16 protein-coding genes are annotated in these 15532 nt (G+C 68.6%); 3 read left to right on the top strand and 13 right to left on the bottom strand.

What is annotated here, in order from left to right; genetic code table 11:
• Positions 1 to 125: 125 nt before the first annotated feature.
• The 8 genes from rpsO to rimP form a co-directional block, all read right to left on the bottom strand.
• Positions 126 to 395 carry a 30S ribosomal protein S15 gene (rpsO, locus tag D0Z60_RS07575; RefSeq protein WP_118857680.1) on the bottom strand — a complete coding sequence of 90 codons (270 nt, stop codon included), beginning with the start codon at positions 393 to 395 and terminating at the stop codon, positions 126 to 128.
• Between the two features lie 18 nt (positions 396 to 413).
• Positions 414 to 1310, bottom strand: coding sequence for a tRNA pseudouridine(55) synthase TruB (gene truB, locus D0Z60_RS07570; RefSeq protein WP_118857679.1), 897 nt, complete (start codon positions 1308 to 1310; stop codon positions 414 to 416).
• A gap of 1 nt (position 1311) precedes the next feature.
• Positions 1312 to 1929: a thymidine kinase gene (locus tag D0Z60_RS07565; RefSeq protein WP_118857678.1), complete on the bottom strand. Its 618-nt coding sequence runs from the start codon at positions 1927 to 1929 to the stop codon at positions 1312 to 1314.
• 6 nt (positions 1930 to 1935) lie between these two features.
• Positions 1936 to 2343 (bottom strand): 30S ribosome-binding factor RbfA, encoded by a 408-nt coding sequence (rbfA, locus tag D0Z60_RS07560; protein ID WP_118857677.1) that lies wholly within the window; start codon positions 2341 to 2343, stop codon positions 1936 to 1938.
• 152 nt (positions 2344 to 2495) lie between these two features.
• Positions 2496 to 5009: a translation initiation factor IF-2 gene (gene infB / locus D0Z60_RS07555; protein ID WP_118857676.1), complete on the bottom strand. Its 2514-nt coding sequence runs from the start codon at positions 5007 to 5009 to the stop codon at positions 2496 to 2498.
• Complete coding sequence (locus D0Z60_RS07550) at positions 5006 to 5644, bottom strand: DUF448 domain-containing protein (RefSeq protein WP_240325579.1); 639 nt, start codon at positions 5642 to 5644, stop codon at positions 5006 to 5008. The genes infB and D0Z60_RS07550 overlap by 4 nt, the downstream gene beginning before the upstream one ends.
• A 127-nt stretch (positions 5645 to 5771) precedes the next feature.
• Complete coding sequence (gene nusA / locus D0Z60_RS07545) at positions 5772 to 7418, bottom strand: transcription termination factor NusA (protein ID WP_118857674.1); 1647 nt, start codon at positions 7416 to 7418, stop codon at positions 5772 to 5774.
• Positions 7419 to 7426: 8 nt separating this feature from the next.
• Complete coding sequence (gene rimP / locus D0Z60_RS07540) at positions 7427 to 7963, bottom strand: ribosome maturation protein RimP (RefSeq protein ID WP_205421080.1); 537 nt, start codon at positions 7961 to 7963, stop codon at positions 7427 to 7429.
• Between the two features lie 171 nt (positions 7964 to 8134).
• Here rimP and D0Z60_RS07535 point away from each other — a divergent pair, with 171 nt between their 5' ends.
• The gene (locus tag D0Z60_RS07535; RefSeq protein ID WP_118857672.1) at positions 8135 to 9289 is read left to right on the top strand and encodes a PQQ-dependent sugar dehydrogenase; all 1155 of its coding nucleotides are present in this window, start codon (positions 8135 to 8137) and stop codon (positions 9287 to 9289) included.
• Position 9290: 1 nt separating this feature from the next.
• Here the strand turns inward: D0Z60_RS07535 and D0Z60_RS07530 are convergent, their stop codons facing one another.
• The 3 genes from D0Z60_RS07530 to trmB are packed head-to-tail and all read right to left on the bottom strand — an operon-like array spanning position 9291 to position 11746.
• On the bottom strand, positions 9291 to 9953 hold the full coding sequence (locus tag D0Z60_RS07530; protein ID WP_118858492.1) for a peroxiredoxin: 663 nt from the start codon (positions 9951 to 9953) through the stop codon (positions 9291 to 9293).
• 13 nt (positions 9954 to 9966) lie between these two features.
• Positions 9967 to 11010, bottom strand: coding sequence for a cysteine synthase A (locus D0Z60_RS07525; protein ID WP_118858491.1), 1044 nt, complete (start codon positions 11008 to 11010; stop codon positions 9967 to 9969).
• A 40-nt stretch (positions 11011 to 11050) separates the two neighbouring features.
• Complete coding sequence (trmB, locus tag D0Z60_RS07520; RefSeq protein ID WP_118857671.1) at positions 11051 to 11746, bottom strand: tRNA (guanosine(46)-N7)-methyltransferase TrmB; 696 nt, start codon at positions 11744 to 11746, stop codon at positions 11051 to 11053.
• Between the two features lie 89 nt (positions 11747 to 11835).
• Between trmB and D0Z60_RS07515 the strand changes: the two genes are divergently transcribed.
• Both D0Z60_RS07515 and D0Z60_RS07510 read left to right on the top strand, forming a co-directional pair.
• Positions 11836 to 12387, top strand: coding sequence for a phosphatase PAP2 family protein (locus D0Z60_RS07515; protein ID WP_162888141.1), 552 nt, complete (start codon positions 11836 to 11838; stop codon positions 12385 to 12387).
• A gap of 39 nt (positions 12388 to 12426) precedes the next feature.
• Complete coding sequence (locus D0Z60_RS07510) at positions 12427 to 12672, top strand: hypothetical protein (protein ID WP_118858490.1); 246 nt, start codon at positions 12427 to 12429, stop codon at positions 12670 to 12672.
• On the opposite strand, the gene metK is transcribed toward D0Z60_RS07510, so the two are convergent.
• Together metK and lnt are read right to left on the bottom strand one after the other, a co-directional pair.
• Positions 12669 to 13883 carry a methionine adenosyltransferase gene (metK, locus tag D0Z60_RS07505; RefSeq protein WP_118857669.1) on the bottom strand — a complete coding sequence of 405 codons (1215 nt, stop codon included), beginning with the start codon at positions 13881 to 13883 and terminating at the stop codon, positions 12669 to 12671. The two genes, D0Z60_RS07510 and metK, sit on opposite strands and share 4 nt — an antisense overlap.
• A 42-nt stretch (positions 13884 to 13925) precedes the next feature.
• Positions 13926 to 15530, bottom strand: coding sequence for an apolipoprotein N-acyltransferase (gene lnt / locus D0Z60_RS07500; protein WP_240325578.1), 1605 nt, complete (start codon positions 15528 to 15530; stop codon positions 13926 to 13928).
• Positions 15531 to 15532 lie beyond the last annotated feature (2 nt).

Genomic DNA, 15532 nt, shown 5'->3' with positions numbered 1-15532 from the left:
TCAAAGGCAGACGAACCCGGTCTGCGAGCGGTGCAGGGCGATCAATCATGCCCCTTCTTGGACCGGCCGCCGAATTGCGGCAGGCCCGGATGTGCGAAGGGCGCCGCTCGGGCGCCCTTCAGCGGTTACTTGCGAAGGCCCAGCTTGCCGATCAGGTCGGCGTAGCGCTGGACGTCCTTGCGCTTGAGATAATCGAGCAGGCTGCGGCGCTTGTTGACCAGCATCAGCAGGCCGCGGCGCGAATGATTGTCCTTCGCGTGCGTCTTGAAATGCTCGGTCAGGTTGTTGATGCGCGTCGTCAGGATCGCGACCTGGACCTCGGGCGAACCGGTGTCGTCGCTGGCGCGGCTGTGTTCCTTGATCAGTTCCTGCTTCTTGTCGGCGGTAATCGACATCGGGTCACTCCTTGCAAATTAGATGTTGAACCCGCGCACGACCGTGATCGTGGCCCCGTCGCTGTCCACCAGGGCGACCGGCACCGCGCCGTCCGTCGCTAGCTTGAGCCCCGGGAGTGCGGGGATCCCGACAAGCGATTGTCCATGACGGAGCAACCGGGCCTGGTCGGGGGTGACGGGGAGGGCCGGGATGTCGTCCAGCCCCGCCTCAAGCGGGAGAACCACCCTCGTCAGGTCGCGCGCCTTAGCGACTTGCGCCAATTTGTCCAGCGATATCGCCGATTCGAGCCCGAACGGCCCGGCCCGGGTTCGGCGCAACATGGCGACATGGCCGACGCTGCCGAGCGCCAGCGCAATGTCACGCGCGAGGGAGCGGATATAGGTGCCCTTGGAGACGGTGGCGGCGAGCGTGATGAAATGAAGCTCCTCCCCATCGGCTACGCCGACAGGGAGGAGCGAGAACACCGTCACCGAGCGGGCCGCCATCTCTGGCGTTTCACCAGCACGCGCCAGATCGTAGGCGCGCTTTCCCTCGACCTTCAGCGCCGAGAAGGCCGGCGGCACCTGCTCGATCGGGCCGGTGAAGCGCGGCAGGACGGCCGCGATCTCGGCCAGCGTCGGCCGCGTGTCGCTGGTCGCCACAACCCTGCCCTCGGCGTCGAGCGTGCTCGTCTCGGTGCCGAACGCGATGGTGAACTCATAGGCCTTGGTCGCATCCAGCATCCGACCGGCGAGCTTGGTCGCCTCGCCCAGCGCGATCGGCAGGACTCCGGTGGCGAGCGGGTCGAGCGTTCCGCCGTGACCGACCTTGGTCTTGGGCTCGCCCGCCTCGCGCAGCGCGCGCTTGACCGCGCCGACCGCATTGGTCGAGCCGAGCCCGAGCGGCTTGTCGAGAATGATCCAGCCGTGGAGCAAGCTAGCGCCGCGCCAGGCCGAGGCTGAGCTGGCGCGCGCGCCCTTCGGTGAGGCGCTTAAAGAAATGCTTGCGGCACAAAGCGATGTAGCGGTCGTTGCCGCCGATCTCGGTCTGCTCGCCGGCCGCAACGGCGTGGCCCTCGCTGTCGACGCGCAGGTTCATCGTCGCCTTGCGCCCGCACTCGCACACCGCCTTCAGCTCGATCAGGCTGTCGGCGATCGCCAGCAGCGCGGCGGAGCCGGGGAACAGCTTGCCCTGAAAGTCGGTCCTGAGGCCGTAGCACAGCACCGGAATGCCGAGCTCGTCGGTCACTCGCGCCAGCTCGAGCACATGCGCCTCGGTCAGGAATTGCGCCTCGTCCACAAGGATGCAGTCGAGCTTGCGCTTGATCAGCTCCTGCACCACCGAGTCGAACAAATTGCAGTTGTCATCATAGGTGTGCGCGGGGGCGGAGAGGGCGATGCGCGAGCCGATCGTGCCCGTGCCGGCGCGGTCGTCGTGCGCCGCGGTCCACAGCATCGTCTCCATGCCGCGCTCGCGATAGTTGAAGTCGGCCTGCAGAAGCGTGGTCGACTTGCCCGCGTTCATCGCCGCATAATAGAAATAGAGCTTGGCCATGCGCGGCTAGTCGTCGCCCCGCTCGTCTCTGGCCAAATCCTGCGCGACATGGTCAGAGCGCAGCAGCTGCTCGATATGGCTTCCCTCGTCGAAGCTCTCGTCGAGCCGGAAGCGGAGCTTGGCGGCATATTTGGTGCGCACGCGGTGCGCCACCTCGCGCTGGAAGAAGGCGGTGTTGGTGCGCAGCGCCTTCAGCACCACCTCCTCGTCCTGACCGAGCAGCGGCTTCACGAACACCGTCGCGTGGCGCAGGTCGGGCGACATCCGCACCTCGGTGACGCTGACCAGGTGCGACTGCAGCGTCTCGTCATGCACCTCGCCGCGCAACAGCAGGTCGCTCAGCACGTGGCGCACCTGCTCGCCGACGCGCAGCAGGCGGACGGAGCGGCCCTCGGCGGTCTCGGTTTTGCGCATATCCTGTCCTTGGCAATGAGCGGCGCGGGAGTAAATCCCGCGCCGTCGGTCCTGTCGCGCTTCGCGCGCAGGCCGTCCGTGGTTCGCCGTCTCTCGAGTAACGACGCTCCCCCGGAGCAAGTCCGGGGTCCGCTTTCGTTACGCCCGGCGGCTCACAGCGTCCGCGCCCGTTCCTCGACTTCGAACACCTCGAGGTTGTCGCCGGCCTTGATGTCGTTGGTGTCGGCGAGGAGCACGCCGCATTCCAGACCCGCGGTGACCTGCGCCACGTCATCCTTGAAGCGGCGCAGCGAGGAAATGGTGGTCTTGGAGACGATCACGTCCTCGCGGGTCAGTCGGGCATGGAGGCCCTTCCGGATATTGCCCTCGAGCACCAGCAGGCCGGCGGCCTTGTCGCGCTTGCCGGCCGGGAACACTTCCTGGACCTTGGCGCGGCCGACGACGTTCTCGATGATCTCCGGCCCGAGCTCGCCGGCCATCGCGCCGCGCACCCAGTCGGTGAGGTGATAGATCACGTCGTAGTAGCGGAACTCGACCTTGGTGCGGGCCGCCGCCTCGCGCGCCTTGGCGTTGGGGCGGACGTTGAAGCCGATGATCGGCGCTCCGGTCGAGGAAGCGAGGGTGACGTCGCTCTCGGTGATCGCGCCGACCCCGGAATGGAGCACGCGCACGCGGATCTCGTCGGTCGAAATCTTGTTCAATGCGCTGACGATCGCCTCGCTCGAACCCTGGACGTCGGCCTTGACCACCACCGGGAACTCGATCGTGGTCGAGGCGCGGTTGGCGAACATGTTCTCGAGGCTGACCGGCGCCGTGGTGGTGCGCTTCTTGTCGAGCACGCCCTGGCGGTAGGTCGCGACCTCGCGGGCGCGGGCCTCGTTCTCGACCACGGTCAATTGGTCGCCGGCATGGGGCACGGCGGAAAGGCCGAGCACCTCGACCGGGGCCGACGGGCCGGCTTCCTTCACCTGGCGCCCGTGATCGTCGATCATCGCGCGAACCTTGCCGCTCGCCGCGCCGACCACGATCACGTCGCCGACCTTGAGCGTGCCGCGCTGGACCAGCACGGTGGCGAGCGGGCCGCGGCCCTTGTCGAGCTTGGCCTCGACCACCGTCGCTTCCGCGGCGCGGTCAGGATTGGCCTTCAGCTCGAGGATTTCGGCCTGCAGGTTGATCGCGTCGATCAGGCCGTCGAGGTTGGTCTTGGCCTTGGCCGACACCTCGACATCCTGGACGTCGCCGCCCATCGCCTCGACGATGATCTCGTGCTGGAGCAGCTCCTCGCGGATTTTCTGCGGCTTGGCCTCGGGCTTGTCGACCTTGTTGATCGCCACGATCATCGGCACGCCGGCCGCCTTGGTGTGGTTGATCGCCTCGATCGACTGCGGCTTGAGGCCGTCGTCGGCGGCCACCACCAGCACCACGATGTCGGTGACATTGGCGCCGCGCATGCGCATTTCGGTGAACGCCTCGTGGCCCGGCGTGTCGAGGAAGGTGACCTTCGACTTGTCCTTCATCGCCACCTGATAGGCGCCGATATGCTGGGTGATTCCGCCGGCCTCGCCGCTGACCACGTCGGCACCGCGGATGGCGTCGAGCAGGCTGGTCTTGCCGTGGTCGACGTGGCCCATGATGGTCACCACCGGCGGCCGCGGCTTGAGCGTCTCGGGCGCGTCGACATCGGTCTCGGTCTGGATGTCGACGTCGGATTCGCTGACCCGGTTGATGCGGTGGCCGAACTCCTCGATCAGCAGCTCGGCGGTGTCCTGGTCGATGGTTTCGGTGATGGTGACCGGAGTGCCCATCTTGAACAGCGCTTTGACGAGGTCGGCGCCGCGCTCGCCCATCCGCTTGGCGAGCTCCTGGACGGTGATCGCCTCGGGCACGTCGACGTCGCGATATTGCTTGGCCGAGGGGCCCGACGTCTGGTGCGCGCGCTTTTCCTTTTCGCGGGCGCGCTTCAGCGCAGCGAGGCTGCGGGCGCGATTGCCCTCGTCACCGCTGAGCGCGCGACTGACCGTGAGCTTGCCCGAGTGGCGGCGTTCCTCGCGCACCCGGCCGTGGCCAGGGCGATGCGGCTCGGCGCGCTTGGGCGCATGGGCCGGGGCGGCGGCCGGGCGGCGGTGAACGCGCGCCTCGTCGCTGCCGGCTTCGGCTTCGGCGGGCGCGTCCGGTTCGGCGGTTTCGGCGGCCGAAGCCTCGGGCGCGGGCGCCTTGGCGGCTTCTTCCTCGGCCTTGCGATTTTCCTCGGCGCGGCGGCGCTCGTCCTCGCTCTGCTCGGCCTTCGAGCGGTCCTCGCGGCGGCGCGCGTCCTCGAGCGCGGCCATGCGCGCTTCCTCGGCCTCGCGCTGGAAGCGCTCCATCTCCTCCTTGCGGCGGGCGATCTCCTCGCCCTCGCTGAGGCGGCGCTGGGGGGCGGCCGGCTTGGGCGCAGGAGCGGCGGGCTTGGGCGCGGGCGCGGGCGCAGGAGCGGGTGCCTCGGCGGCCGGTGCCGGAGGCGGGGCCTCGCCCGGGCGGCCGAGAATGCGCCGCTTCTTGACCTCGACCACGACCGTGTTCGACCGGCCGTGGCTGAAGCTCTGCTTCACCTTGCCGGTTTCGACCGTGCGCTTCAGGCCCAGCGGCGGCCGGGTTCCAAGCTTGGGCTTGTCGCTCTGGTCGGTCATTCTTGTCCTTCGTTAGGCTGTGCCGAGGCGTCGCCGCGGACGGCAGCGCCGCCCTCTAGCCCAGCCTCTGGGTCAATGAAAGTAAGCCACCGGTCGATGGCATGGCGCACCCGCCGCGCGGCGGCGGGGTCGGTGAGCGCGAGATGTACCACATTTTCGCGGCCGAGCGCCATCGACAAGATGGTGCGGTCGGCCGGGAATACCAGCCCCTGGGGCGGGCCGCCGCCGACTCGCCAGGCCTGGTCGAGACTGCGATTGCCGTCGGCGCCGGCATCTGCGGCATGGATCAGCAGATGAACCTTGCCGGCCCGCGCCGCCTGCTCGATGCGCTCGGCGCCGGTCAGCAAGGTGCCGCCGCGCGCCTCGAGCCCGAGGCGGTCGAGCGCCTGCTGGCGAAGCGCGGTTTCCATCTTGTCGCCGAGGTCGGCGGGCACCGCAACGTCCTGCTTGAAGGCGCGGGCGAGGGCCCCCTTGAGCTTGCCCTTGGCATTGGCCGCGTCGAGCTCGGCGCGGCCGACCCCGACATAGGCGCCACGGCCCGGCGCTCGTGCACGCACGTCAGGGGCAACCTGGCCGTCGGGCGACAAGGCGAGGCGGATCAGCGAATCCTTCGGCGCCGTGCGGCGCGAAAGCACGCAGGTGCGTTCGGGCTCACTCCCCTCCCGCTTGCGGGAGGGGTTGGGGGTGGGGCGACCGGACGCAGGCCCACCCCTCGATCCCCTCCCGCTTGCGGGAGGGGAGGCTAGCGACGTCGCTACAGGCTCATTGCGAGGGGTCCGCATCGGCGGCCTCCTCGGTTGCGGCAGCGGGCTGGTCCGCTGCGGGCTCGTCCTCGAACCAGTGCGCCCGGGCGGCCATGATGATCTCGTTGCCCTGCTCATCGCTGAGGCCATATTCGGCGAGGATTCCGCCCTTGTCTTCGGGCCGCGTGCTGTCGGCGCGGCGGCGCGGCTCGTGGCGCTTCTTCTGCACCAGCTCGTCGGTCGCCAGGTCGGCGAGGTCGTCGAGGGTGAAGATCTTGGCCTTGCCCAGGGTCACCAGCATCTGCTCGGTGAGGTGCGGCATTTCGGCCAGCGAATCCTCGACTCCGAGCGCGCGGCGCTCCTCGCGTGCGGCGGCCTCGCGGCGCTCGAGCGCTTCGCCGGCGCGGCTCTGCAGCTCCTCGGCGATCTCCTCGTCGAGGCCCTCGATGCCGGCGACTTCGTCGCGCTCGACATAGGCCACTTCTTCGAGGCTGGTGAAGCCTTCGGCGACCAGCAGCTGGGCGAGCGTCTCGTCGACGTCGAGCTCGTTCTGGAACATCTCGGAGCGCTCGATGAATTCGCGCTGGCGCTTCTCGCTGGCGTCGGCCTCGGTGAGGATGTCGATCTGCGAGTTGGTCAGCTGGCTGGCGAGGCGGACGTTCTGGCCGCGGCGGCCGATCGCCAGGCTGAGCTGATCGTCGGGGACCACAACCTCGATCCGGCCCTCTTCCTCGTCAATGACGACGCGGCTGACGGTCGCCGGCTGTAGCGCGTTGACGACGAACGTCGCGGTGTCCTCGCTCCAAGGGATGATATCGATCTTCTCGCCCTGGAGCTCCTGGACCACCGCCTGGACTCGGCTGCCCTTCATGCCGACGCAGGCGCCGACCGGGTCGATCGAGCTGTCGTAGCTGATGACGCCGATCTTGGCGCGGCTGCCAGGGTCGCGCGCGGCGGCCTTGATCTCGATGATGCCGTCGTAAATTTCCGGCACTTCCTGGGCGAACAGCTTCTTCATGAAGTCGGGGTGGGCGCGGCTCAGGAAGATTTGCGGGCCGCGCACCTCGCGGGCGACGCGCAGGATGAGGCTGCGGATGCGGTCGCCGACGCGGACCATTTCGCGCGGGATCTGCGCGTCGCGGCGGATGACGCCTTCGGCGCGGCCGAGATCGACGACGACGTGGCCGAATTCGACGCGCTTGACCACGCCAGTGATGACCTCGCCGGCGCGGTCCTTGAATTCCTCATATTGGCGCTCGCGCTCGGCATCGCGGACCTTCTGGAAGATGACCTGCTTGGCGGCCTGGGCGGCAATCCGGCCGAACTCGATCGGCGGCAACGGGTCGACGATGAAGTCGCCCAGCTCGGCGTCGGCCTTGAGCTTTTGCGCGCCCTTCAAATCGACCTGCTTGAAATGATCCTCGGGCTCCTCGACCACTTCGAGCACGCGCCACAAGCGCAGGTCGCCGGTCTCGCCGTCGAGCTTGGCGCGGATGTCGTTCTCGGCGCCGTAACGGGCGCGGGCGGCGCGCTGGATGGCGTCTTCCATCGCCTCGATGACGATCGCCTTGTCGATCAGTTTCTCGCGCGCGACGGCGTCGGCGATGGCCAGCAGCTCGGCCTTGTTGGCGGTCGCGGCGGCGGTGGCGGGGGCGGCAGTAGCCATGGGTCTTGTTAACCTTCCGTCTTGATCTGATCTGCGCCGTCGGTGCTGAGCGGCGCGGTGGCGGCGATGAGCTTATCGGTCAAGATGAGCTTGGCCGAGGCGATGTTGGCGAAGGGCACGGAGCGCATGCCCTTGGGGGTCTCGATGGTGACGACCTGGTCGGCGATGCCGGCGATGGTGCCCGACAATTGCTTAGTCCCGTCCGGCGAGTCGGCAAGCTTGACGCGCGCCTCGTGGCCGGCCCAGTCGGCATAGTCCTGCGCCCGGGTCAGCGGCCGGTCGATCCCGGGCGAGCTCACCTCGAGCCGATAGCCACCGGGGATCGGATCGCGCCCGGCCGCTTCCTCGGCATCGAGCATTTCGCTCAGCCGCCGCGACAGGCGCTCGCAATCGCCAAGGTCGAGCTGGCGGGTGTCGGGCCGCTCGGCCATCACCTGGAGCGTCGGGTCGCTGGTGCCGCCGATCATCGCCACGCGCACCAGCGCCAGCCCCTCGGCCTCGACGGCAGGGGCAATCAGCGTGGCAAGGGCGGCGGTGTCGACCAACATTTGCTCCGGACGAATTGCAAATCCTCTCGCTGCCGGGGCCGTTCGACCCCAGCCCCAAAGACCTTGCGATGTTTGAGGAGAGAGGTCGGATATAGAGCGCGGAGCCTAGGCTGGCAAGGCGCGTTCAAAGGTCATGGCAATCTCAATCTCAAGGAGCGGCGGCGCGTGATGAAACGAACGACCTTTCTTGCAGCCGGCCTCGTGCTGGCGGCCTGCGCCGATGAAGGCAGCGCCCAGGCCGAGCGCTCGGCGCCGCGACCATTTACCGTGACCGAAGTCGCCAAGTTCGACCAGCCGTGGGCAATGGATTTCCTGCCCGGCAGCGGCGTGCCCGTGACGAACCAAGCTCTGGTGACCGAGAAGAGCGGCGAATTGTGGGTGGTCGACGCGCGCAACGGACAGCGCTGGCCAGTCACCGGTGCGCCGAAAGTGCAAGTCGCCGGGCAGGGTGGACTTGGCGATGTCGTTGCCCATCCGGATTTCGCCGGCAACCGGCGGATCTACCTGAGCTTTGTCGAGGCGGGCGAGCGCGGCACCAGCGGCGCCGCGCTGGGCTATGGCACGCTCAAAATGGGTCCGACGACCCGGGACGGCCGCCTGATGGGCTACTCGCTCGAGAATTTCCGAGTCATCTGGCGCCAGACTCCCAAAGTATCCGGCAACGGCCATTTCGCGCACCGCATCGCCTTCGGCCGCGACGGGCTGCTCTATCTCACCTCGGGCGACCGGCAGAAGTTCGCGCCCGCCCAGAACCTCACCGGCAATCTCGGCAAGGTGCTGCGCCTCACGGCGGAAGGGGCCCCCGCGCCGGGCAACCCGTGGGCGGCGCGCGGCGGGGTGGCGCGCGAATTCTGGTCGATCGGCCACCGCAACCCGCTCGGCATCGCGTTCGCGCCGGACGGTCGGCTGTGGTCGAGCGAAATGGGCCCTCAGGGCGGCGACGAGATCAACCTCATCCTGCCCGGCCGCAACTATGGCTGGCCACGCGCGTCCAACGGCTCCAACTACGGCGGCGGCGACATTCCCGACCACAGCCGCGGCGACGGCTTCGAGCCGCCGGCGGTCTGGTGGACCCCGTCGATCTCGCCCGGCGGGCTGCTGATCTACAGCGGCGACCTGTTCAAGGGCTGGAAAGGCGACGCGCTGGTCCCGGCGCTGTCGGGCGAAGCGCTGATCCGAGTCGATCTCGACGGCGCCCGCGCGCGCAAGGCCGACCAGTGGCCGATGAACGCGCGCATCCGCGCCGTCGACCAGGGCCCGGACGGCGCGGTCTACCTGCTCGAGGACGGCGGGCGCCTGCTCCGGCTGACGCCCGCGCGCTGACCTAGTCCTGCGGCTGCGGGATCCGGCGGAGGTAGGACTTCACCGTCTCCCAACCGCCCGGATATTTCGCCTTGGCATCCTCGTCGCTGACCGACGGCGGGATGATGCAATCCTCCCCCGGCTTCCAATTGACCGGCGTGGCGACGCCCTTGCGTTCGGTCAGCTGCACCGAGTCGAGCAGGCGCAGCACTTCGTCGAAATTGCGGCCGGTCGACATCGGGTAGAGCAGCATGGCGCGGATCTTCTTGTCCGGGCCGATGATGTAGACCGTGCGCACGGTGGCGTTGTTGGCCGCGGTCCGCCCCGCCGCGCTGTCGCCGCTGTCGGCCTCAAGCATGTTGTAGAGCTTGGCGACCTTCAATTCGCTGTCGCTGATGATCGGATAGTCGACATGGTTGCCGCTGACCTCCTCGATGTCGGGCAGCCAGCGCGTGTTGTCGTCATTGGCATCGACGCTGAGCCCGGCGATCTTGGTCCCGCGCTTAGCGAACTCCTCGCCGAGCCCGGCCATATAGCCCAGCTCGGTGGTGCAGACCGGGGTGAACGCCTTGGGGTGCGAGAACAGGATCGCCCAGCCGTCGCCGATCCACTCGTGGAAACTGATCGGACCTTGCGTGGTCTCGGCGGTGAAATCGGGCGCGATGCTGCCGATGCTGAGCGTCATGGTCATTCTCCTTTTAGGCTTCGACCGGAACGAAATCCGGCGCGACGGTCGGTTCGCGCTCCAGCCAGGCGGGCACGGCGAGCCCTTTGGAGCGCAGGAAATCAGGGTTGAACAGGCGCGACTGGTAGCGCGCGGCGGGGTCGCACAGGATGGTGACGATGGTGTGCCCGGGCCCCATCTCACGCGCCAGGCGGATCGCGCCGGCGACATTGACTCCGGACGATGCGCCGAGCGCCATGCCTTCCTCCTCGAGCAAACGGAAGGTCTCGGCGACGCTCTCCTCGTCGGGGATGAAGAAGGCGTGGTCGGGCGCGAAGCCATCGAGGTTGGCGGTGATCCGGCCCTGGCCGATGCCCTCGGTGATCGAGCTGCCCTCGGCCTTGAGCTCGCCGTGCGCATAATAATTGTAGAGCGCGGCGCCGGGCACGTCGGCGAGCGCAATCTGGACGTCCGGCTTGCGGGACCGAAGTGCTGCTGCGACCCCGGCGAGCGTTCCGCCGGTGCCGACCGCGGAGACGAAGCCGTCGATCTTGCCGTCGGTCTGCTCCCAGATCTCCGGGCCGGTCGTGGCCACGTGCGCATCACGGTTGGCGACATTGTCGAACTGGTTGGCCCAGATCGCCCCGGCCGGATTGTCGCGCGCCAGCTTTTCGGCGATCCGCCCGGCGACCTTCACATAATTGTTGGGGTTCTTGTAGGGGACCGCCGGTACCTCGATCAGTTCGGCGCCGAGCATCCGAAGCGTGTCCTTCTTCTCCTGGCTCTGTGTGTCGGGAATGACGATCACCGTCTTCATGCCGAGCGCATTGGCAACCATCGCCAGGCCGATGCCGGTGTTGCCGGCAGTGCCGTCGACGATCGTCCCGCCGGGCCGCAATTCCCCGCGCTCGACCGCGTCCATCACGATCGCCAGCGCTGCGCGGTCCTTGACCGACGCGCCGGGGTTCATGAATTCGGCCTTGCCGAGGATCGTACAGCCGGTCGCCTCGCTCGCCCGCGCCAGCCGGATCAGCGGAGTGTTGCCGATCGCGGCGAGAACATCGGGGCGTACGTGCATCATCGGCTAGGTAGGCGCGCGTATCCGAAAGGCAAGGCGCTCAGCGCCGCCGATAGCGCATGGCATAGGCGCGGCGGCCCTGGCGTTCGGCCTTTTGCTCGTAGCGAGTGGCCGGCCAGCCGCCGCAGCGCGCGAAATCTGCCGGGCTTTCGGCCAGCCACTCGAACGTCTCTTCGTGGCGCTGCATGACCATCAGTGACCAGTCGAGATAGGTCGGGTCGTCGGTCGCCAGGCGGAACTCTCCGCCCGGCTTGAGCTTGGCCGCGATCAGTTCGAGCGGGCCGGGGTTGATCATCCGCCGCTTGGCGTGGCGCGCCTTGGGCCACGGGTCGGGATGGAGCAGATAGACCATCGTCAGCGCGCCGTCTGGCACACGGCGGAGCACGTCGAGCGCGTCGCCCATCCATAGCCGCACGTTAGCAAGGTGCGCGTCGCGGATGTGGCCGAGCGCCTGCGCCACACCGTTGAGAAACGGTTCGCAGCCGATGAAGCCGTGGTCGGGGAGGAGGTCGGCGCGGAAGGCAAGGTGCTCACCGCCGCCGAAGCCGATCTCGAAATGCAGCGGCACGTCGCGCCCGAACAGTCGCTCGGCGGTGACCGGCCCGTCCGCCGGCACCGCAATCTGCGGCAGTAGGGTCTCGACCAGCTCGGCTTGGCCCTTGCGCAATTTATGCCCGCTCGATCGGCCGTAAAGCCGATTGAGCGTGGTCGGGTCGCCGGGCTTCGATTGGGACATCGCCGCGCGGCTAGCGTCCGCCCGGCGCGGGCACAAGTCGCGGCGGCCCGCGTTTGGGCGGCATGGTTGCGGCCAATGCCAAACGCCGATTGCACAAGTTCGAAAAGGCCGATCTCGAGCTTGCCGAGACGGTCGCGATCGAGAAGCGCAGCAGAGCGGGCCGCGCACTGGCCCGCTTCGCCGAGCTCGGCGACCAGCCGCCGCTGATCACGCTGGGCGCCTGCGTCCTGGCCGCAGGCCTGGCGGGCGGCAATCGCAAGCTGGTGCGGACCGGCCTGAGGATGCTCGCCGCCCATGCCGTCGCGACCGCGGCGAAGGGCTTCATCAAGGACCGGGTCGACCGTACCCGGCCGGGGGTGGCGCTCGGCAAGTCACCCTACAAGCTGGAAAAGGGCCGCAGCCGCGACGGCCGCCTGCGCTCGATGCCGTCGGGGCACAGCGCCGGGCTCGCCGCCGTTGCGCGTGCCGTCGCCCGCGAATATCCCGATCTCGCTCTGCCCGCCGGAGCGGCTGCCGCTTCGGTTGCCGCGGCGCAATTGCCGAGCGGCAATCACTTCGCCACCGACATCGCCGCCGGCACCGCAATCGGCATCGCCTCGGAAGCGGCGGTGGCGGCGCTGATGGGACCGGATAAAGCCTAGGGTCGGCAACGAACCGCGGGCCGGCGCCGTTTGGCGCTCATGGCCTTCACCCAGCTCGATCCGCCGCTTCCAGTCCACGTCGTCGACCGCGGCAAGGGCTGCGCCTTTGCGGTGATCGACTATGGGCAGGAATTCGACCTGTTGTGGGTGACCGCGATGGACGACGGCGGCGAAATCTGGTGCGTGCCCAACCCCAAGGTCCGGATGCAGGCCAATTGGTCGATGGGCCGCACTCCGGGCACTTCCGGAGCGGCCAACGTCACGTCGCTGCCGCGCACCGGCTAGGCGGCGAGCGCCGCCTTCAGTTCGCCGGCGAGATCGGTCTTTTCCCACGGGAACAGCTCGCCTTCGGCCTTGCGCCCGAAATGGCCGTAGGCCGCGGTCGCCGCATAAATCGGTTTGTTGAGGCCGAGCGCGGTGCGGATCCCGCGCGGGGTCAAGCCGCCGAGCCGCTCGAGCTTGCCGATTGCCGCCTCGATCGCCGAATCCTCGACCGTGCCGGTGCCGTGCGTGTCGACGTAGAGCGACAGCGGCTCGGGCACGCCGATCGCATAGGCGAGCTGGATGGTGCAGCGGCGGGCGAGTCCGGCGGCGACGATGTTCTTGGCCAGCCAGCGCGCGGCATAGGCCGCCGAACGGTCGACCTTGGTCGGGTCCTTGCCCGAAAACGCGCCCCCTCCGTGCGGCGCGGCGCCGCCATAAGTGTCGACGATGATCTTGCGCCCGGTCAGCCCGCTGTCGCCGTCGGGGCCGCCGATGACGAAGCTTCCGGTCGGGTTGATGTGATAGACGGTGTTGGCGGTCAGCAACTCGGCCGGGAGCACCTTGGCGACGACGCCCTTCACATAGGCCTTGAGCTCGGCTTCCTGGTCGCCCGAATCATAGCCCTCCGCGTGCTGGGTCGAAACGACGATCGCGGTCGCCTCGGCCGGCCGACCGTTCTCGAAGCGCAGCGTCACCTGGCTCTTGGCGTCGGGCTCGAGGAACGGCGCCGCGCCCGAGTGGCGGTCGGCGGCCATCGCCTCGAGGATCTTGTGGCTGTAGTCGAGCGTCGCCGGCATCAGGTCCGGGGTCTCGTCGCAGGCAAAGCCGAACATGATGCCCTGGTCGCCCGCGCCCTCGTCCTTGTTGCCGCTGGCATCGACACCCTGGGCGATGTGCGCCGACTGCGGGTGGAGATGGTTGGCGAAATCGAGCCGGTCCCAGTGGAAGCCGTCCTGCTCATAGCCGATTGCCTTCACCGTCTCGCGCGCCGCGCGCTCGATTTCCTCGCGCACGCCTTCCGCCCAATTGCCGGCCTCGTCCATGATCCCGCGGCCGCGGATTTCGCCGGCCAGGACCACCTTCTGGGTCGTCACCAGCGTCTCGCACGCCACGCGCGCCTCGGGGTCCTTGCTCAGGAACAGGTCGACGATCGCATCGCTGATCTGGTCGGCGACCTTGTCGGGATGGCCCTCGGAAACGGATTCGGAAGTGAACAGATAATTGTCGCGCATCGGCGTCACGCGGTCCTTCGAATTGGGGATATAAGGAAAGCTTTATATGTCCGCCCTGTAGCGGCCGCGCCGGTCCAAGACAATGGCCGCGATCAGCAGCGCGAAGGCCAGCGCGAGCGGGATCGCATTGCCGAACCGGCCGAACGGGGTCGGCGGCTGCTTCATCCCGAAGCTGGCATCGATCGTGCCTGCCTTGCCGCCGCCGACGGACCCGAGCAGCCGGCCCGAAGCGTCGATCGTCGCGCTGATCCCGGTCGGCGTCGAGCGGATCACCGGCAACCCTTCCTCGGCCGCGCGCAACCGCGCCTGGGCGAGGTGCTGCGGCGGGCCCCAGGCGCCGAACCAGGCGTCGTTCGACGGATTGAAAATGTAGTCGGGCCGCGCGCGCTCATCGACCACGTCGCCCGAGAAGATGATCTCGTAGCAGATCTGAACGCCCATCTTCATCCCGTCGGGCAGGGCCAGCGTGCGGGGACCCGGGCCGGGCCGGAAGTCGAGGTCGCCGGGCGCCAGCCGCGACAGGCCGATCGCGCCGAGCAGCGGGCGCATCGGCAGATATTCGCCGTAAGGCACCAGATGCGCCTTGTCGTAGCGCGCCACGATCCGCCCGGCGGAATCGAGCACGAACACGCTGTTCGTCGCGCCGTCGAGATTGACCCCGTCGCGCGCGGTCAGCGCCAGTCCGCCGGTGGCCAGCAATTGGCCGGGCTTGAGCGCGCGGATTGCCCGGCTCCGCTCGAATTGGGTCTCGAGCTCGGCGCCGGCGCGTTCGTCGATCAGCGGTCGGGTCACTGCCGCCTCCGGCCAGAAGATGGTCGCCGCCGGCCCGAACGACCGATAGGGGCGAAGCGTCAGCGCAGTGAGCCGATCTGCGGCAATGCGGTCGAACCCGGCGCGCCACTTGTCGGCCTGGCCGATGTTCGGCTGCACGATCCGCAGGCGACCCCCGGCGATCGGCTGCTGCGCTGGCGGCGCAGCCCGTTCCTCGGCGTCGATGATCCGCAGATTGCTCGGATTTTCGGTGAGGCGCGGAAACGGCAAAGCGAGCAGCAGCAATGCCGTTGCGGCGAAGGCGGCCGGCGCGCGCCAGGCCTTGCGGCTCGCAAGCCATGCCATCCCCCCGGCCAACACCACCAGCGCGCTCAGCCCGTAGGTGCCAATCAGCGCGCTCGGCGCCCGCCACGGCGTGTCGACCAGGGTTACTCCGACCGGGTTCCAGGCGAAGCCGGTGAACATCGTCGCTCGAAGCCATTCGGTGATGGCCCAGCCGCCGCCCAGCGCGAGCACCAGCGCGAGCGGTCGCGCCCGGCCGAAGCGCCACGCCAGCCCGGCGGCTAGCATCGGATAGACCGCGAGGTAGAGCGCCAGCAGCACCACCGCGACCCAGCCCAGCCATGCCGGCATCTTGGCCTGGAAGGTGAAGGCGGTGGCGATCCAGTTGAGCCCGAGCACGAACTGCCCGACTCCGAACCCCCAGCCGATCAGCAGCGCCCGCTTCAGGCTCTCGGCGCTCGCGATCAGCGCGCACAACAAGGCAAAGGCGGCGATCATCAGCGGCCACCAGCCGACCGGTTCGAACGCCAGCGCGGAGGCCGCGCCAAGGCCGATGGCCAGCGCCAGCGCGCCGAGCGGACGCTTGATCGTCACGC

The sequence above is a fragment of the Sphingomonas mesophila genome (assembly GCF_003499275.1).
GTDB lineage: Bacteria > Pseudomonadota > Alphaproteobacteria > Sphingomonadales > Sphingomonadaceae > Sphingomicrobium > Sphingomicrobium mesophilum.
Note: the sequence above shows the minus strand (reverse complement) of the source record. Positions and strands in the feature narration are given on the sequence as shown.